Here is a 15030-nt window from a genome sequence, read left to right as displayed (position 1 = left end):
TTCAAATACATAATGTAGAATCTCTCACGACCCCGGGCACCAAAGATATGGTACAATCCGGTGTAACATATCTCCTCTCCCCTGCCTTTCATCCGGGGCCTCGATTCAAACCTCACGCTTCCCTCGCTACCGGGCGAGCATGGAAACGCGTCCCTCGGCCTTCAAACCCGCTTATGTCCGTCAGGCGAAGGAACTTTACGCCCAAGGCCTGACCGATCGCGAGTTGGCCGCGGCGTTCGGCGTCTCGCGCACCACCATCTTTCGCTGGCGCGCCGCTTACCCTGAGTTTGCCGAAGCGACGAAGCTCGGCAAGGAGGTCGCCGACGACCGTGTCGAGCGCGCGCTGTACGAGCGCGCGATCGGTTATGAGGAGGAAGCGGTCCGCGTCTATCACCCGACCGGCGCCGAAGAACCGGTGATCGTCCGCTACAAGCGCGAAGTCCGCGCGGATACCACTGCCGCGCTGCAATGGATGCGCGCCCGCCGCCCTAAGATCTGGGCCTGCTTCGCCCCGCCGCCTCAGGAGAATCATGATTTAGCCGAGCGGATGCGCAAGGCGGCGGAGCGGATCGGCGACCACGCGGTACCGCAGCTCCGTGAAGCGTTACGCTATCATGCGCGGGAATAGACACGCGGTCGTGGCTAGCCTTGCCCCCGCCCCCTGGTCCCTCGCGCTCGCCGACCAAATGCCCACCTTCGCCCGCGACCCGCTCTTGCACGCCCGCTTCGCCTATAGTTGGGGCGAAGGCGCGCTGACGGGCGTCACCGGCCCGCGCAAATGGCAGCGCGAGGTGATGGAGGTGATCAAGACCCATCTCGAAAACCCCGCGACCCGCCACACACCGTGCCGCATCGCCCGCGCCTCGGGCCATGGCATCGGCAAGTCCGCGCTGATCGCCATGCTGGTCAAATGGGGCCTCGATACCGGCATCGACACCCGCATCGTCATCACCGCCAATACCGAGAACCAGCTGCTCACCAAGACTGCGCCCGAACTCGCCAAATGGTCCAACCTGTCGCTCACCCGCGACTGGTTCCGCACCCATGCGACAGCCTTGGTCTCGACCAGCCCCGGCCATGACAAAAGCTGGCGCGCCGATCTGGTCACCTGGAGCCTGACCAATACCGAGGCGTTCGCGGGCCTGCACAATCAGGGCAAGCGCCTGATCCTGATCTTCGACGAAGCCAGCGGCATCCCGGCCAGGGTGTGGGAAGTCGCACTCGGCGCGCTGACCGATGACGCGACCGAGATCCTCTTCCTCGCCTTTGGCAACCCGACCAGTAACTCAGGCCCGTTCCGCGACTGCTTCGGCGCACACCGCCATTTGTGGAACACCGCCCAGATCGACAGCCGCAGCGTCGAGGGCACCAACAAAGCCTATCTCGACGAGCTGGTCGCAACCTATGGCGCGGACAGCGACATCGTCCGGGTCCGGGTACGCGGCCAGTTCCCCAGCGCCTCCTCGATGCAGTTCATCGCCAGCGCTTTGGTCGATGCGGCGCGGGTGCGCGACTTTCACAATCTGGTCAGCGACCCGATCATCTTCGGGCTCGATTGCGCACGCTTTGGCGATGATCATTCGACGCTGGCGATCCGCTGCGGCCGCGACGCGCGTAGCCGGTCGTGGCAGCGCTGGCGCCAGACCGATGCGATGACGCTCGCCGGCGATGTCGCGCTGGCCGCTCAGACCCACCGCCCCGATGCGATCTTTGTCGATGCCGGCAATATCGGCGCTGCGGTGATCGACCGCCTGCGTCAATTGGGCGTGGAGAATGTCCATGAGATCTGGTTCGGCGCACGCGGCGAGGACGCCGCCTGGTCGGGCGACATGCGAGTCAAGACCGCCAACAAACGTTCGGAAATGTGGACCAATATGCGCGGCTGGCTCGAGAGCGGCGCGATCCCCGATGACGATGCGCTGGCGACCGATCTGACCGGGGTCGAATATGGCTATGCTGCCGACCAGGTCTCGATCCTGCTTGAGAAGAAGCAGCATATGAAGGCACGCGGCCTTGCCTCGCCCGACGATGCCGATGCGCTGGCGCTGACCTTCGCCGCGCCGGTCATGCCGCGGGCGACGCTGATGTGGCCCGACGCGCAGCGCCGCCCGCGCGCGCTCTCGCCGGAGGAGGAATGGGAGCGCACCTATAGCGGGATTCAAGCGGATGATTGACCGTCGCAAGATCCTCCCCGGCACGGGGAGGGGGACCAGCGAAGCTGGTGGAGGGGGCGTGCCGGCAACGCTCCGCTTGGAGAAGCTCTCCTTTCACAAGCGCAACACTGCTTGGCACGCCCCCTCCACCACGCAGCTGCACGTCGCGGTCCCCCTCCCCGTGCCGGGGAGGAACGACATCACTCACCCCTTAATTATCATCCCCCATGCGAAGCGCGGCAATGAACGCCTCCTGCGGAATGCTCACCGAGCCATATTCCCGCATCCGCTTCTTGCGCCGCAAGATTCCCACGGCTCCGCGCCCCTTCCTCTCACCACCGCAAAGGACGACAGGCATGACAACCCCAGCGATCGAACGGTCCCAACCGGCGATATTTTGTTGATGCCCCCGGTTCCGAAACAACGCCCAAGACGCTATGCCCGGCTCGTGCGCATCCTCCCCATCCTGACCGTCGCCCCGCTTTTGCTCGCCGCCCCGCTTCTGCTCGCGAACGCCGATCCGGCGGCGATTCCGCCGCACGTGAAGGCAATGCTCGACGCGGCGCTCGCATCGGGCAATGAAGCCGAAGTCGCGACGATCGCCAAATATGCCCGCGCCGCCGCGCCCGACACCGCCGACGCGATCGTCGCGGTGGTCGATGCCTGGCATGCCGAGCGGCTGGCGAAACGGCAGGAAAAGCTGCGCCAAGCCGGCGTGTTCGATCTGTGGAAAGGCCGCGCCGAGATTGGCGGCTATTTCACCACCGGCAATACCGAGAATATCGGCATCAGCGGCGCGCTCGACCTGCAGCGCGAGACACTGCGCTGGCGCCACAAGATCCGGCTCGCCGCCGATTATCAGGAGAGCCTCGGGCTGGTCAGCCGCGAACATTATCTCGCGGCGTACGAGCCCAACTTCAAGTTCGGCAATCGCGGTTATGTCTATGGCGCGACGCAATATGAGAGCGATCGTTTCCTCGGCTATACCGACCGCTATTCGGCGTCGCTCGGCGCCGGATACAGCGCGATCAAACGGCCGGGGATGACGCTCGATGTCGAACTGGGCCCGGCCTATCGCCACACCAATTTCACCGATGCCACGGTCGAAAGCAGCATCGCCGCGCGCGGCTCGATCGATTTCGATTGGAAATTGTCGAGCGCCATTTCGCTCAGCCAGGATGCCTCGGCCTATATCCAGCATTTCAACAGCAGCATCACCGGCACCACTGCGCTCAACGCAAAGCTGATCGGCCCGCTCGCCGCGAAACTGTCGTACAGCGTGCAATATGAAAGCATGCCGCCGATCGGGCGCGTCGGCACCGACACCACCAGCCGCGCATCGCTCGTCTATAGTTTCTGAAGCGCAACCAAAGTGGGTGGAGCGGGGCCATGGGACTCGCTAGACGAGGCCGATGTCCGTTCTTTCAACTGCAGAATCAGACGCGCTCGACGTCGCACGCAGCCAGCCGATGCTGGCGCAGGTCGAACGCTGGAGCGAAATCAACAGCGGCACGCGCAATCTTGCCGGTCTGGAGAAAGTCGCCGCGCTGCTGGCCGACGCATTCTCCGCGCTCCCGGGCGATATCCTGCTGGTCGAGCCCGAGGCGGCGGAAAGCGTCGGCATCGACGGCAGCGTGACGCCGCTGGCGCATGGCAAGCATCTCCATCTCCGGGTGCGGCCCGATGCGCCCGCGCAAATGCTGTTCACCGGCCATATGGACACCGTCTATCCGGTCGATCATCCGTTTCAATCGCTGACCTTTCGCGACGATGGCACGCTCAACGGCCCGGGCGTCGCCGACATGAAGAGCGGGCTCGCGCTGATGCTCGCGGCGTTGAAATCGGTCGAGGCGTCGCCGCTGCGCGACCGGATCGGTTATGAGGTGGTGATCAATTCCGACGAGGAAACCGGATCCTTTTCCTCCGCCGGCCTGATCGCGCGCGCCGCGCGCGGCAAGATCGCGGCGCTGACCTATGAACCCGCCTTGCCCGACGGCACGTTGGCGGGCGCACGCGGCGGCACGGGCAATTTCTCGATCGTCGTGCACGGCCTGAGCGCCCATGCCGGCCGCAATCCCGATGACGGCCGCAACGCGATCGTCGCGGCGGCCGATCTCGCGCTGCGCCTGGCTCAGGCGCGCGGTCCGCGGCTGGCGGTCAATCCGGCGCGAATCGATGGCGGCGGCCCCAATAATGTCGTGCCCGACCTCGCGATCCTCCGCGTCAATTTCCGCCCCGCGACGCTTGAGGACATCACCCGCGCCAAGGCGCATATCGATACCGCCATTGCTGCGGTCGCCGCCGAACATGATGTCAGAATCGAGCTTCATGGCAGCTTCAATCGCCCGCCCAAGCCGATCGACGCCGGCGCGGCGAAATTGTTCGAGCTGGTCAAAAGCGCCGGCGCCGATCTCGATCTCGATATCGCCTGGCGGCATTCGGGCGGCGTGTGCGACGGCAACAATATCGCAGCCTGCGGCGTACCGGTGGTCGACACGATGGGCGCGCGCGGCGGCGCGATTCACTCGCCCGACGAATTCCTCATCATCGACAGCCTGGGTGAACGCGCCGCGCTGTCCACCCTTACCATCATGCGTATCGCCGAACGGGGACTTTCATGAATTTTCGCATTCGCGCCGCTGGTCAGAACGACCTTCAGGCGCTCTATGAAATGGCCAAGCTGACTGGGGGCGGTTTCACCAATTTGCCGCCCGACCGCGCGTCGCTGCAGATCAAGCTCGACCGCGCGGCCACCGCCTTTGCGCGCGACGACGGCCTGCTCGGCGACGACCTGTTCGTGCTGGTGCTCGAAAATGTCGACACCGGAGAAGTACGCGGCACCTGCCAGCTCTTCTCCCAGGTCGGGCAGCGCTATCCATTCTACAGCTATCGGCTCAGCACCCTCACGCAGCACAGCAAGGAGCTGAACCGGACCTTCCACGCCGAGAATCTCGCACTGACCACTGATCTCGAAGGATGCAGTGAAGTCGGCGGACTCTTCCTCCATCCCGGCGAGCGCGCCGGCGGGCTCGGCATGCTGCTCGCGCGCAGCCGTTATCTGTTCATCGCTCAGCACCGCGCGCGCTTTGCCGACCGCATCCTGGCCGAATTGCGCGGCATCATCGACGAAGCCGGCGGGTCGCCGTTCTGGGACGGCCTTGCCGGGCGCTTCTTCGGGATGAATTTCCAGGACGCCGATCAGTTCAATGCGATCCATGGCCACCAGTTCATCGCCGACCTGTTTCCGCAGCATCCGATCTACACCGCGATGCTGTCCGAAAGCGCGCGGGCGGCGATCGGCCTGCCGCATCCGTCCGGCCGCGCGGCGATGCGCATGCTCGAGAATGAGGGCTTCGCCTTCGAACGCTATGTCGATATTTTTGACGGTGGCCCGACCATGACCGCCAAGACCGACAATGTCCGCACCATCCGCGAAGCGGTGACTGCGAAGGTGATCGCGGTCGATGCGGATGGTGGCGAGCAAGCCCTGGTCGCGACCGGCCGGCTCGCCGACTTCCGCTGCGCGCATGCCCGTGTGCGGCCCTGCGGCGACGGCGTCGCGATCGACCCGGCCTGCGCGACCGCGCTTGGTGTCGGGCCGGATGATATGATCAGTTATGCGGGGCGCGTGTGATGCTGACCGAAATCAACTTCGACGGGCTGATCGGCCCGAGCCATAACTATGCCGGCCTCAGCCATGGCAATCTCGCGGCGACCAACAATGCCGGCAAGGTCTCGCAACCGCGCGCTGCCGCGCTGGAGGGCATCGCCAAGATGCGCGCCAATATCGCGCTTGGCCTGACTCAGGGCATATTGCTGCCGCTGGCCCGGCCCGATCATGGCTGGCTCGAAAGCCTGGCCACCAATTATGCCGACGCCGCACCGCATCTCCAGGCGCAGGCGCTGTCGGCGTCGGCGATGTGGGCGGCGAACGCGGCAACCGTGTCGCCGGCGCCCGATACCGTCGATGGGCTGTGTCATTTGAGCGCGGCCAATCTGGTGACGATGCCGCATCGCAGCCATGAATGGCGCGGCACGCTCGCTCAGTTGCGCATCGCCTTTGCCGATCCGGCATTCGCGATCCATGAAGCGGTCCCGGCGCCGTTTGGCGACGAGGGCGCGGCAAATCATATGCGTCTGTGCCTCGACCATGCCCAGCCGGCGGTCGAAGTGTTCGTCTATGGCGTGTCGGGCGGCCCCTTCCCCGCCCGCCAGCACCGCGAGGCGAGCGCCAGCGTGGCGCGGCGTCACCGCCTCGATCCCGCACGCACCTTGTTCGTCGCGCAATCGGAGGCGGCGATCGCGGCGGGCGCGTTCCACAATGACGTGGTGGCGGTGGCCAATGAACGCGTCCTGTTCGCCCATGAACTGGCGTTCGAGGACAAGGATGGTTTCTACGCCGATCTGCACGACCGCCTGCCCGGGGTCGAGATCGTCGAAGTCCCCGCGGCGCGCGTCAGCCTGGCCGATGCGGTGTCGTCCTATCTGTTCAACGCGCAGCTCGTCACCCTGCCGTCGGGCGGCATGGCGCTGATCCTGCCGGAGGAAGCGCGCGAGAACGTCGCGGTCTGGACCTGGCTGCAGGAAATGATCGCCGGCAACGGCCCGATCCGGCAGCTCGAAGTGGTCGATGTCCGCCAGTCGATGGCCAATGGCGGCGGCCCGGCCTGTCTGCGGCTGCGCGTGGTGTGCGATCCGGCGACAGTCGATCCCCGCTTCCTGGTCGATGATGCGAAGCTCGATCGCATCGCGGCGATCGTCGCGGCGCACTGGCCCGAGCGGATCGATTCGTCGATGATCGCCGATTCCGTGCTGGTCGCGACGATCGAACGCGCGCGGCGCGCCTTGCTCGATGAACTCGGGATTGTCGGATTAATTGACAGCTAACCATTTCCGTTAAGACGAAAAGACGCATTTCCGCCATTGGCCCGCGCTTTGCTTGACGATTGGCATGTGGACCAAATTCGCCAAGCTGTTCGTCATCAAGACCAAGTTCGAGGCCTTTCTGGTCATCTATGGCCTGGGCATGGGCGCGGTCGAACGCGGGGAACATTATCTGCACCAATATCCCGGCTTCGGGGGCTGGCTGCTCTTCTCGGTCTGCCCGATCGCGGTGTTCATGGCGGGCGCGCGAATCCTCGATTCGATCGAGCGGCAACAGGCCGACTGACGTCGAGCTTTAATGCCCAACAGCATAAGTTGATCGCACGGCGGCAATTCGCCACTATCTGGGGCGACAATGAGCCTCACCCTTACCCATCTGCAGCGTCTCGAAGCCGAGAGCATTCATATCATGCGCGAAGTGGTCGCCGAGGCCGAGCGCCCGGTGATGCTCTATTCGGTCGGCAAGGATTCGGCGGTGATGCTGCACCTCGCCCGGAAGGCATTCTTCCCGGCACGGCCGCCCTTTCCGCTGCTCCATGTCGATACGACCTGGAAATTCCGCGACATGTACGCGCTGCGCGACCGCGCCGCGGCGGCAGCCGGTATGGAGCTGATCGTCCACAAGAATCCCGATGCCGAAGCGCGCGGGATCAACCCGTTCGATCATGGCAGCCTGCACACCGATCTGTGGAAGACCGAGGGGCTGAAACAGGCGCTCGAGGCCGGGGGCTATGACGCGGCGTTCGGCGGCGCGCGGCGCGACGAGGAAAAGAGCCGCGCCAAGGAACGGATCTTCAGCTTCCGCTCCGCACACCAGCGCTGGGATCCGAAGAACCAGCGCCCCGAATTGTGGCGGCTCTACAACACGCGCAAGGCGAAGGGCGAAAGCTTCCGCGTCTTCCCACTGTCCAACTGGACCGAGCTCGACATCTGGCAATACATCCTTGCCGAGGGCATTGAGATCGTACCCCTGTATCTCGCCGCCCCCCGCCCGACGGTCGAGCGCGACGGGCTGTTGCTGATGGTCGATGACGACCGCTTCCGGCTGCTTCCCGGCGAGGTGCCGGTGGAACGCTCGATCCGCTTCCGTACGCTTGGCTGCTACCCGCTGACCGGCGCGGTCGAGAGCGAAGCGGCGACCTTGCCCGAAGTGATTCAAGAAATGCTGCTGACCACTACAAGCGAGCGTCAGGGCCGCGCGATCGACCATGATCAGAGCGCGAGCATGGAAAAGAAGAAGGCGGAGGGGTATTTCTGATGACCAACACCCCCCTCAACCGTCATTCCCGCGAAAGCGGGAATCCCGCTTCTTCTTCTGTTTCTTCTATCGCGACCGAGACCGGCCAGCGCGCGCGCCGCTTTCGCGAGGATGACGAAGGTAGCGGCGACCATCTCTATACTCCCGACGCTTTGATCGCCGCCGATATCGGCGAATATCTCGCGCTGCATCAACGCAAGTCTCTGTTGCGCTTCATCACCTGCGGCTCGGTCGATGACGGAAAATCCACGCTGATCGGGCGTTTGCTCTACGATTCGAAAATGATCTTCGAGGATCAGCTCGCCGCGCTCGAAGCCGACAGCAAGCGCGTCGGGACGCAGGGTCAGAATATCGATTTCGCGCTGCTGGTCGACGGCCTCGCCGCCGAACGCGAACAGGGCATCACGATCGACGTCGCCTATCGCTTCTTCGCGACCGAGAAGCGCAAGTTCATCGTCGCCGATACGCCCGGCCATGAACAATATACCCGCAACATGGTCACCGGGGCCTCGACCGCCGATTGCGCCGTGATCCTGATCGACGCGCGCAAGGGCGTGCTGACCCAGACGCGCCGTCATAGTTTCCTCGCCCATCTGGTCGGCATCCGCCACATCGTGCTCGCCGTGAACAAGATGGACCTGGTCGATTATCGCCAGGTCGTGTTCGATGAGATCGTCGCCGACTATGCCGCCTTCGCGGCGTCGATTGGCATCGACAGCTTCACCGCGATCCCGCTTTCGGGCCTTGCCGGCGACAATATCGCCACCCGCACGGCGACGATGCCCTGGTATCATGGACCGGCCCTGATCGAGCATCTCGAAACGATCGACCTGGACGGCGACGCCGCGCAGGCGCGTGCGTTCCGCATGCCGGTGCAATGGGTCAATCGCCCCGATCTCGACTTTCGCGGCTTTGCCGGCCTGATCGCCGAGGGCGTGATCAGGCCGGGCGATGCGGTTCGCGTGCTCCCGTCCGGGCGGACCAGCACCATTGCGCGGATCGTGACGATGGACGGCGATTTGACCGAAGCCGTCGCCGGACAATCCGTGACTCTCACCTTGGCCGACGAGATCGATTGCTCGCGCGGGGATGTGATCGTCACGGCCGCCGCGCCGCCGCAGGTCGCCGACCAGTTCCAGGCGACCCTGGTGTGGATGGCCGAGGAACAACTGCTTCCCGGTCGCGCTTATTGGCTGAAGCTCGCGACCCAGACGGTCAGCGCGACGATCCAGCAGCCGCGCCACGCGATCGACATCAACACGCTGGCTGAATTGTCGGTGAAGACGCTCGGGCTTAACGATATCGGCGTGACCGAAGTCTATACCGACCGCCCGATCGTGTTCGAACCCTATGCCGACTCGACCGATCTCGGCGGCTTCATCCTGATCGACAAGCTGACCAATGCGACGGTCGCGGCGGGCACGCTGAGCTTCGCCTTGCGTCGCTCGCAGGACGTGCATTGGCAAGCGGTCGACATCACGCGCGCCGCGCATGCCGCGCAAAAGGGGCAGAATCCCAAGCTGCTCTGGTTCACCGGCTTGTCCGGCTCGGGCAAGTCGACCATCGCCAATATGGTCGAAAAGAAACTCCACGCGCTTGGCCGGCACAGCTTCCTGCTTGATGGCGATAATGTCCGTCACGGTCTCAACAAGGATCTCGGCTTCACCGATGCCGACCGGATCGAGAATATCCGGCGGGTCGGCGAAGTCGCCAGGCTGATGACCGACGCCGGGCTGATCGTGCTGACCGCCTTCATCTCGCCGTTCCGGGCCGAGCGCGACCTGGTACGCGGCATGCTTCCCTATGGCGAATTCGTCGAGATCTTCGTCGATACGCCGTTGGAAGTTGCCGAAACGCGCGATGTGAAGGGCCTGTATGCCAAGGCGCGCAGCGGCGCGATTGCCAACTTCACCGGGATTTCAAGCCCGTATGAAGCCCCGGTCAATCCCGACATACGCATCGATACGACGCGCGAATCACCGGAAGCGGCGGCCGAGCGGATCGTTGAGCATATCATGGGCGTATGGAGTCCGGACCTTTGACCCAGATTGCTCAAACCGATGCAGAACTCGCGCGCGCCGTGGCGCTGGAGGCGGGCGACTTGCTCCGCACATTGTGCGCGACCGGGGATTGCTCGGGCGCGACGCTGGGCAAGCGCGGTGACGAGCGCGCCAATGCCGCGATCATTGCGCATCTGCGCACCGCGCGGCCCGACGACTTCATCCTGTCCGAGGAAGCCGCTGACGACCGCGCACGCTGTTCGGCGCGGCGCGTCTGGGTGGTCGATCCGCTCGACGGCACGCGCGAATTCTCCGAGGAGCGCGACGATTGGGCGGTGCATATCGGCCTGGCGATCGATGGCGTGCCGGTCACCGGCGCGGTCGCCCTTCCCGCCGCGCACAAGGTTTTCGTGACTGACGACGCGCCGCCCGAATACCCGCCGCTCGGCACTCGCCCGCGCATGGTGGTCAGCCGCTCGCGCCCGCCGCAAATCGCGCTCGCTGTCGCCGCTGCGCTCGATGCAGAGATGATCCCGATGGGCTCGGCCGGCGCCAAGGCGATGGCGGTGGTCGAGGGTCGCGCCGACATCTACCTCCATGCCGGCGGCCAGTATGAATGGGACAATTGCGCGCCGGTCGCGGTCGCCCTTGCCGCCGGGCTGCACGCCTCGCGCATCGACGGCAGTACCCTGGTCTATAATTGCGTCGATCCGCTCCTGCCCGACCTGCTGATCTGCCGCGAGGAACTGGCCGACCGGGTTCTGGCGGCAATCCAGGAGGCCGGCCTGTCGCCGGGCGGCTGACAGGTGCGCGGTTGAGCGCATTTCGGAGCGCGACGTTTCGCACGCGCTTTGCTACCTCCGGCGCACCGAGACGTCGAATGAGGTGCCCGTGAGCGTAATCGCCGCCTATCTCTACCACGATGGCCAGCGCATCCGGCCAATCGAGATCGATGAGCCGACGCCGTGCCATGGCGACAAGAAGGAGTTTGTGTGGATCGGCCTGCATGAGCCGACCAATGCTGAGCTGGAAACCCTGCAGGAGAAATTCGGCCTGCACCCGCTGGCGGTCGAGGATGCCCAGAACAAGCATCAATTGCCCAAGATCGACGTTTATGGCGACCAGCTGTTCGTCGTCGCGCGCACCGCGCATCTGAACGACGACCATATCGATTATGGCGAAACGGCGATCTTCGTCGGCCCCAATCACATCATCACCGTCCGCCACGGCTCCGCCCGGGCGCATAGCGGCCTGCGTGCGCATCTCGAGGCCGCACCTGGGCTGCTGCGCCACGGCGTCGATTATGTCCTGCACGCCATTCTCGACTTCATTGTCGATGGCTATCTGCCGATCGTCGAGACGATCGAGGAGGAAGTGCTCGAGATCGAGACCCAGACGATGGACGCCTCGCTGTCCTATGACGACACCAAGCGCCTGTTCACGCTGCGTCGGGAAGTGATCCGGTTCCAGCGCGTGATCGGCCCGATGGGCGAGGTGACGAGCAAATTATTCAACCTCGACGTGCCGTGCATCGATGTCGAAACAAAGCCTTATTTCAAGGACGTGCTCGACCATGTCAGGCGAGTCGAGAATATGGTCGGTGGTCTGCGCGACGTGCTGACATCGGTGTTTGAGGTCAGCACCCTGCTCGAACAGCAACGCCAGGGGGCAATCACCCGCCAGCTCGCGGCCTGGGCAGCAATCCTCGCCGTACCGACGGCGATCGCCGGTATTTACGGGATGAACTTCGAATATATGCCGGAGCTCAAGACCCGATATGGCTATTTCGTCATCATAGGGGTGATCCTGACCTTGTGCAGCGCGCTCTATATCCGGTTCCGGCGCGTCAAATGGCTGTGATGCCCGAAGAGCCTGACGCCGCTCCGCCCGCCCCCTTTCCACCGGTCCAGCGCCGGGAACAGATGTTTCCCATTCTTTCGGCCGAGGATATTGCCCGTGTCGCCCGTTTCGGCGGGCGGCGATCCTATGCGACGGGCGAGCGGCTCTTTGCGACCGGCGATCGCGGCATCGGCCTGACCGTAATATTGTCAGGGCGCGTGTCGATCGTCCAGCACGATGGCGCCGGCAATGTCAGCCCGATCACCGAACACGGGCCCGGGTCGCTGATCGGCGAGATTTCCAGCCTGTCGGGCCGCCCTGCCCTGGTCGATGCGGACGCCGCCGAGCCGGTCGAATCGCTGATCCTCAAACCGGTCGACCTGCGCGCGCTGATCGTCGCCGAAGCCGATCTGGGCGAGCGCATCATGCGTGCCCTGATCCTGCGCCGGACCAGCCTGATCGACGCGGCGGCGGGCGGGCCGATATTGATTGCGCCTGGGGATGATCCCGGCCGCGTGAGGATTGCTGGCTTCCTGCGCCGCAACGGCCTGCCCTTCCGCTCGCTCGACCCGGCGAGCGACGAGGAAGCAGCCGACATCGTCGCGCACCTCCATCCCGCCGCGACGGATTGGCCACTGGCGATCCTGCCCGACGGCACAGTCCTCCGGGCGCCGTCCGACACGGATATGGCGATCGCGATGGGCATGATCGGCAAGCCCGACGACCAATGCGTCTATGACGTGGCGATCGTCGGTGCCGGGCCGGCAGGCCTCGCCAGCGCGGTCTATGCCGCATCGGAAGGCCTGTCGGTGCTGGTGCTCGATTCGCGCGGCTTTGGTGGGCAGGCCGGGGCGAGTGCGCGGATCGAGAATTATTTCGGCTTTCCGACCGGCATCACTGGCTTGGCGCTGACCGCACGCGGCTTCGTGCAGGCGCAGAAATTCGGTGCCGAGATCGCCATTCCGGCATGCGTCACCACGCTCGAATGCAGCGACGCCAATGGCATTCACCGGCTGCATATCGATGACGGCCGCGTCTATCGCGCACGCAGCGCCGTCATTGCCTCAGGCGCACGTTATCGTCGCCCCGCCCTGACCCGGCTCGAAGAGTTCGAGGGGCGCGGCGTATGGTACTGGGCCTCACCGGTCGAAGCGCAGTTCTGCAGCCGGCAGGAAATCGTCCTGGTCGGCGGCGGGAACTCCGCAGGGCAAGCGGCAGTCTATCTTGCCGGCCATGCCGCCAAGGTGCGGATGATGGTGCGCGGTGACGGGCTTGCCGCCACCATGTCACGCTATCTGATCGATCGTATTGCCGCCAATCCGCGAATCGAACTGATGAACCGGACCGAAGTCGTGGATCTCGATGGCGGCACCGCCGGACTGGAACGGGTGACATGGAAGAATCGCGATTCGGGGGAAACCACTGAGGCACCGATTCGCAATGTCTTCATGTTCGTCGGCGCCGATCCGGCGACCGAATGGCTTGGCGCCTGCGCCGTGCTGCCGGATGAAAAAGGCTTTGTCGCAACCGGCCAGGATGCGTTGACGCTACAGACGAGTGTCCCGGGGGTCTTCGCGATCGGCGATGTCCGGGCGGGATCGGTCAAGCGCGTCGGCGGCGCGATTGGTGAAGGAGCGGCGGTAGTCGCCCAGATCCACCAATATCTGGCTCAGCGCTGACCGAGGGGATGACCGACTCCCGCGCCGGCCGTTCGGGAGGAGAAGGACTGCCCTTCCCCTCCCTTTCGCACTCAGCCTGCCTTGGGCTGCACGGTCGCCGGGCAAGCGCCCTGATAGGTCGCGTCCATGACCATCTTGGTTTCCTGCTGCGCTGCGGCCGGCAGGTTGGCGCCGCTCATCTTCGAGGTCATCTCGACCTTGTAAGCGCTCGACATATCGCCCGTCACGCTGCCCTTGGTCGCGACGGTCATGCCGTTCATCGTGCACTCGGCATCGATGTCATAACCGCCGGCAGTGGAGGTCACATTGTTCTTCGCGCAGTTCATGCCGGGCTGCTTCGCCATGAAGGGATTCTCGCCGGGCTTGGTCTCACCCACGCATCCCTTCACCGCCGGTACCGTAACCCCCATCGATGTGGTCTTGATCTCCCACAGGCCTGCCTTGGGCATTTTGACCGCCGCCGCGGCAGCAGGCGCTGCGGGCGCGCCGCCATCCTTGCTGGCGGTATCGTTCGCCTTGTTGCCGCCTGAACAGGCGCCGAGCAGGAAGAGGCCGGCGATCGCGCAGGCCGACAATGAATTGGTACGCATAGACATTTGCTCCTGTTGACGGACCGGCGGGGGCCAGCCCTTGCGGCCGCCCCGGTTCACCGGAGCTTTTCAGCACGCGGGCATGTCATTCAATGGATCAAGATTATCGTCAAGATTGGCCACAAGCCGAGCCCGATGACCCACTGCGGACAAATATATCATCACATACATTCTCATTACATCAGTATATCTCTCAACATCAGTTCAGTATTCGGGGTTTATCTTTATTTGTTTCTTGAAAGAAACGAATGGGCCAATGAGATTATTTGTTCGATAATTTATATATTTTTTCAAAAGTGGCCTGAAATGCTGAAATGTGCCGCACTGACCTTGCCGGTCATCGACCGCCAGCGGACGAGCGCGGCCCGGAGCAGGCATCGCGACCAGCCCAAGCGGCGCCCCGAACAGCACATGGCCGCTCACACCGCGCATGACACAGGCAGCATGCGCAACATGTTGGGGCCCCCAAAGGGGTGATTCGATCATTTGGAAAAATTGGCGCACCCGGAGCGATTCGAACGCCCGACCCTCAGATTCGTAGTCTGATGCTCTATCCAGCTGAGCTACGGGTGCGCACTGGAAGGGGGCTCATAGAGGCGTGATGCGCAGGGCGCAAGTGCGTTGCGC

The 15030-nt window shown here is 64.2% G+C and carries 14 protein-coding genes and 1 tRNA gene; 12 read left to right on the top strand and 3 right to left on the bottom strand.

Annotation, left to right across the window (positions count from 1 at the left end; genetic code table 11):
• Nucleotides 1-139: 139 nt before the first annotated feature.
• The 12 genes from OO12_RS08495 to OO12_RS08440 all read left to right on the top strand — a co-directional run bounded on the left by OO12_RS08495 (nt 140) and on the right by OO12_RS08440 (nt 13813).
• Nucleotides 140-628 (top strand): helix-turn-helix domain-containing protein, encoded by a 489-nt coding sequence (locus OO12_RS08495; protein WP_052215673.1) that lies wholly within the window; start codon nt 140-142, stop codon nt 626-628.
• A 58-nt stretch (nt 629-686) separates the two neighbouring features.
• Complete coding sequence (locus tag OO12_RS08490; protein ID WP_052215672.1) at nt 687-2174, top strand: terminase; 1488 nt, start codon at nt 687-689, stop codon at nt 2172-2174.
• A 427-nt stretch (nt 2175-2601) separates the two neighbouring features.
• Nucleotides 2602-3513, top strand: coding sequence for a DUF481 domain-containing protein (locus tag OO12_RS08485; RefSeq protein ID WP_235364721.1), 912 nt, complete (start codon nt 2602-2604; stop codon nt 3511-3513).
• Between the two features lie 52 nt (nt 3514-3565).
• Entirely contained in the window at nt 3566-4774 is a 1209-nt protein-coding gene (locus OO12_RS08480) for a hydrolase (protein ID WP_034158242.1), read from the top strand.
• The gene (locus OO12_RS08475; protein WP_034158241.1) at nt 4771-5787 is read left to right on the top strand and encodes an arginine N-succinyltransferase; all 1017 of its coding nucleotides are present in this window, start codon (nt 4771-4773) and stop codon (nt 5785-5787) included. Before OO12_RS08480 ends, OO12_RS08475 begins: the two co-directional genes overlap by 4 nt.
• Nucleotides 5787-7040: an N-succinylarginine dihydrolase gene (locus OO12_RS08470; RefSeq protein ID WP_200887418.1), complete on the top strand. Its 1254-nt coding sequence runs from the start codon at nt 5787-5789 to the stop codon at nt 7038-7040. The genes OO12_RS08475 and OO12_RS08470 overlap by 1 nt, the downstream gene beginning before the upstream one ends.
• Nucleotides 7041-7104: 64 nt before the next feature.
• A complete protein-coding gene (locus tag OO12_RS08465; RefSeq protein ID WP_034158239.1) occupies nt 7105-7323 on the top strand; it encodes a hypothetical protein in 219 nt (72 codons plus the stop codon).
• 69 nt (nt 7324-7392) lie between these two features.
• Entirely contained in the window at nt 7393-8295 is a 903-nt protein-coding gene (cysD, locus tag OO12_RS08460) for a sulfate adenylyltransferase subunit CysD (RefSeq protein ID WP_034158238.1), read from the top strand.
• Nucleotides 8295-10337 carry a sulfate adenylyltransferase subunit CysN gene (gene cysN / locus OO12_RS08455; protein WP_082006422.1) on the top strand — a complete coding sequence of 681 codons (2043 nt, stop codon included), beginning with the start codon at nt 8295-8297 and terminating at the stop codon, nt 10335-10337. Before cysD ends, cysN begins: the two co-directional genes overlap by 1 nt.
• Nucleotides 10334-11098 (top strand): 3'(2'),5'-bisphosphate nucleotidase CysQ, encoded by a 765-nt coding sequence (locus OO12_RS08450; protein WP_235364720.1) that lies wholly within the window; start codon nt 10334-10336, stop codon nt 11096-11098. The genes cysN and OO12_RS08450 overlap by 4 nt, the downstream gene beginning before the upstream one ends.
• Nucleotides 11099-11186: 88 nt before the next feature.
• The gene (corA, locus tag OO12_RS08445; RefSeq protein WP_034158250.1) at nt 11187-12155 is read left to right on the top strand and encodes a magnesium/cobalt transporter CorA; all 969 of its coding nucleotides are present in this window, start codon (nt 11187-11189) and stop codon (nt 12153-12155) included.
• Nucleotides 12155-13813, top strand: a complete 1659-nt coding sequence (locus OO12_RS08440) for an FAD-dependent oxidoreductase (protein ID WP_200887417.1) — start codon at nt 12155-12157, stop codon at nt 13811-13813. Before corA ends, OO12_RS08440 begins: the two co-directional genes overlap by 1 nt.
• Before the next feature lie 71 nt (nt 13814-13884).
• On the opposite strand, the gene OO12_RS08435 is transcribed toward OO12_RS08440, so the two are convergent.
• From OO12_RS08435 to OO12_RS08425, 3 genes are all read right to left on the bottom strand, one after another.
• The gene (locus OO12_RS08435) at nt 13885-14403 is read right to left on the bottom strand and encodes a DUF3617 domain-containing protein (RefSeq protein ID WP_052215671.1); all 519 of its coding nucleotides are present in this window, start codon (nt 14401-14403) and stop codon (nt 13885-13887) included.
• 204 nt (nt 14404-14607) lie between these two features.
• On the bottom strand, nt 14608-14889 hold the full coding sequence (locus OO12_RS28490; RefSeq protein ID WP_160296765.1) for a hypothetical protein: 282 nt from the start codon (nt 14887-14889) through the stop codon (nt 14608-14610).
• Between the two features lie 10 nt (nt 14890-14899).
• Nucleotides 14900-14976 (bottom strand) — tRNA-Arg (locus OO12_RS08425).
• Between the last annotated feature and the right edge of the window lie 54 nt (nt 14977-15030).

The sequence above is a fragment of the Sphingomonas sp. ERG5 genome (assembly GCF_000803065.1).
In the GTDB taxonomy this organism is placed as follows: Bacteria; Pseudomonadota; Alphaproteobacteria; order Sphingomonadales; family Sphingomonadaceae; genus Sphingomonas.
This window is presented reverse-complemented; position numbering and strand designations above follow the sequence as displayed.

Coding starts and splice junctions, on each gene's coding strand:
- OO12_RS08495 (WP_052215673.1), top strand. CDS start 140: ATGGAAACGCGTCCCTCGGCCTTCAAACCCGCTTATGTCCGTCAGGCG.
- OO12_RS08490 (WP_052215672.1), top strand. CDS start 687: ATGCCCACCTTCGCCCGCGACCCGCTCTTGCACGCCCGCTTCGCCTAT.
- OO12_RS08480 (WP_034158242.1), top strand. CDS start 3,566: ATGTCCGTTCTTTCAACTGCAGAATCAGACGCGCTCGACGTCGCACGC.
- OO12_RS08475 (WP_034158241.1), top strand. CDS start 4,771: ATGAATTTTCGCATTCGCGCCGCTGGTCAGAACGACCTTCAGGCGCTC.
- OO12_RS08470 (WP_200887418.1), top strand. CDS start 5,787: ATGCTGACCGAAATCAACTTCGACGGGCTGATCGGCCCGAGCCATAAC.
- OO12_RS08465 (WP_034158239.1), top strand. CDS start 7,105: ATGTGGACCAAATTCGCCAAGCTGTTCGTCATCAAGACCAAGTTCGAG.
- cysD (WP_034158238.1), top strand. CDS start 7,393: ATGAGCCTCACCCTTACCCATCTGCAGCGTCTCGAAGCCGAGAGCATT.
- cysN (WP_082006422.1), top strand. CDS start 8,295: ATGACCAACACCCCCCTCAACCGTCATTCCCGCGAAAGCGGGAATCCC.
- OO12_RS08440 (WP_200887417.1), top strand. CDS start 12,155: ATGCCCGAAGAGCCTGACGCCGCTCCGCCCGCCCCCTTTCCACCGGTC.
- OO12_RS08435 (WP_052215671.1), bottom strand. CDS start 14,403: ATGCGTACCAATTCATTGTCGGCCTGCGCGATCGCCGGCCTCTTCCTG.
- OO12_RS28490 (WP_160296765.1), bottom strand. CDS start 14,889: ATGATCGAATCACCCCTTTGGGGGCCCCAACATGTTGCGCATGCTGCC.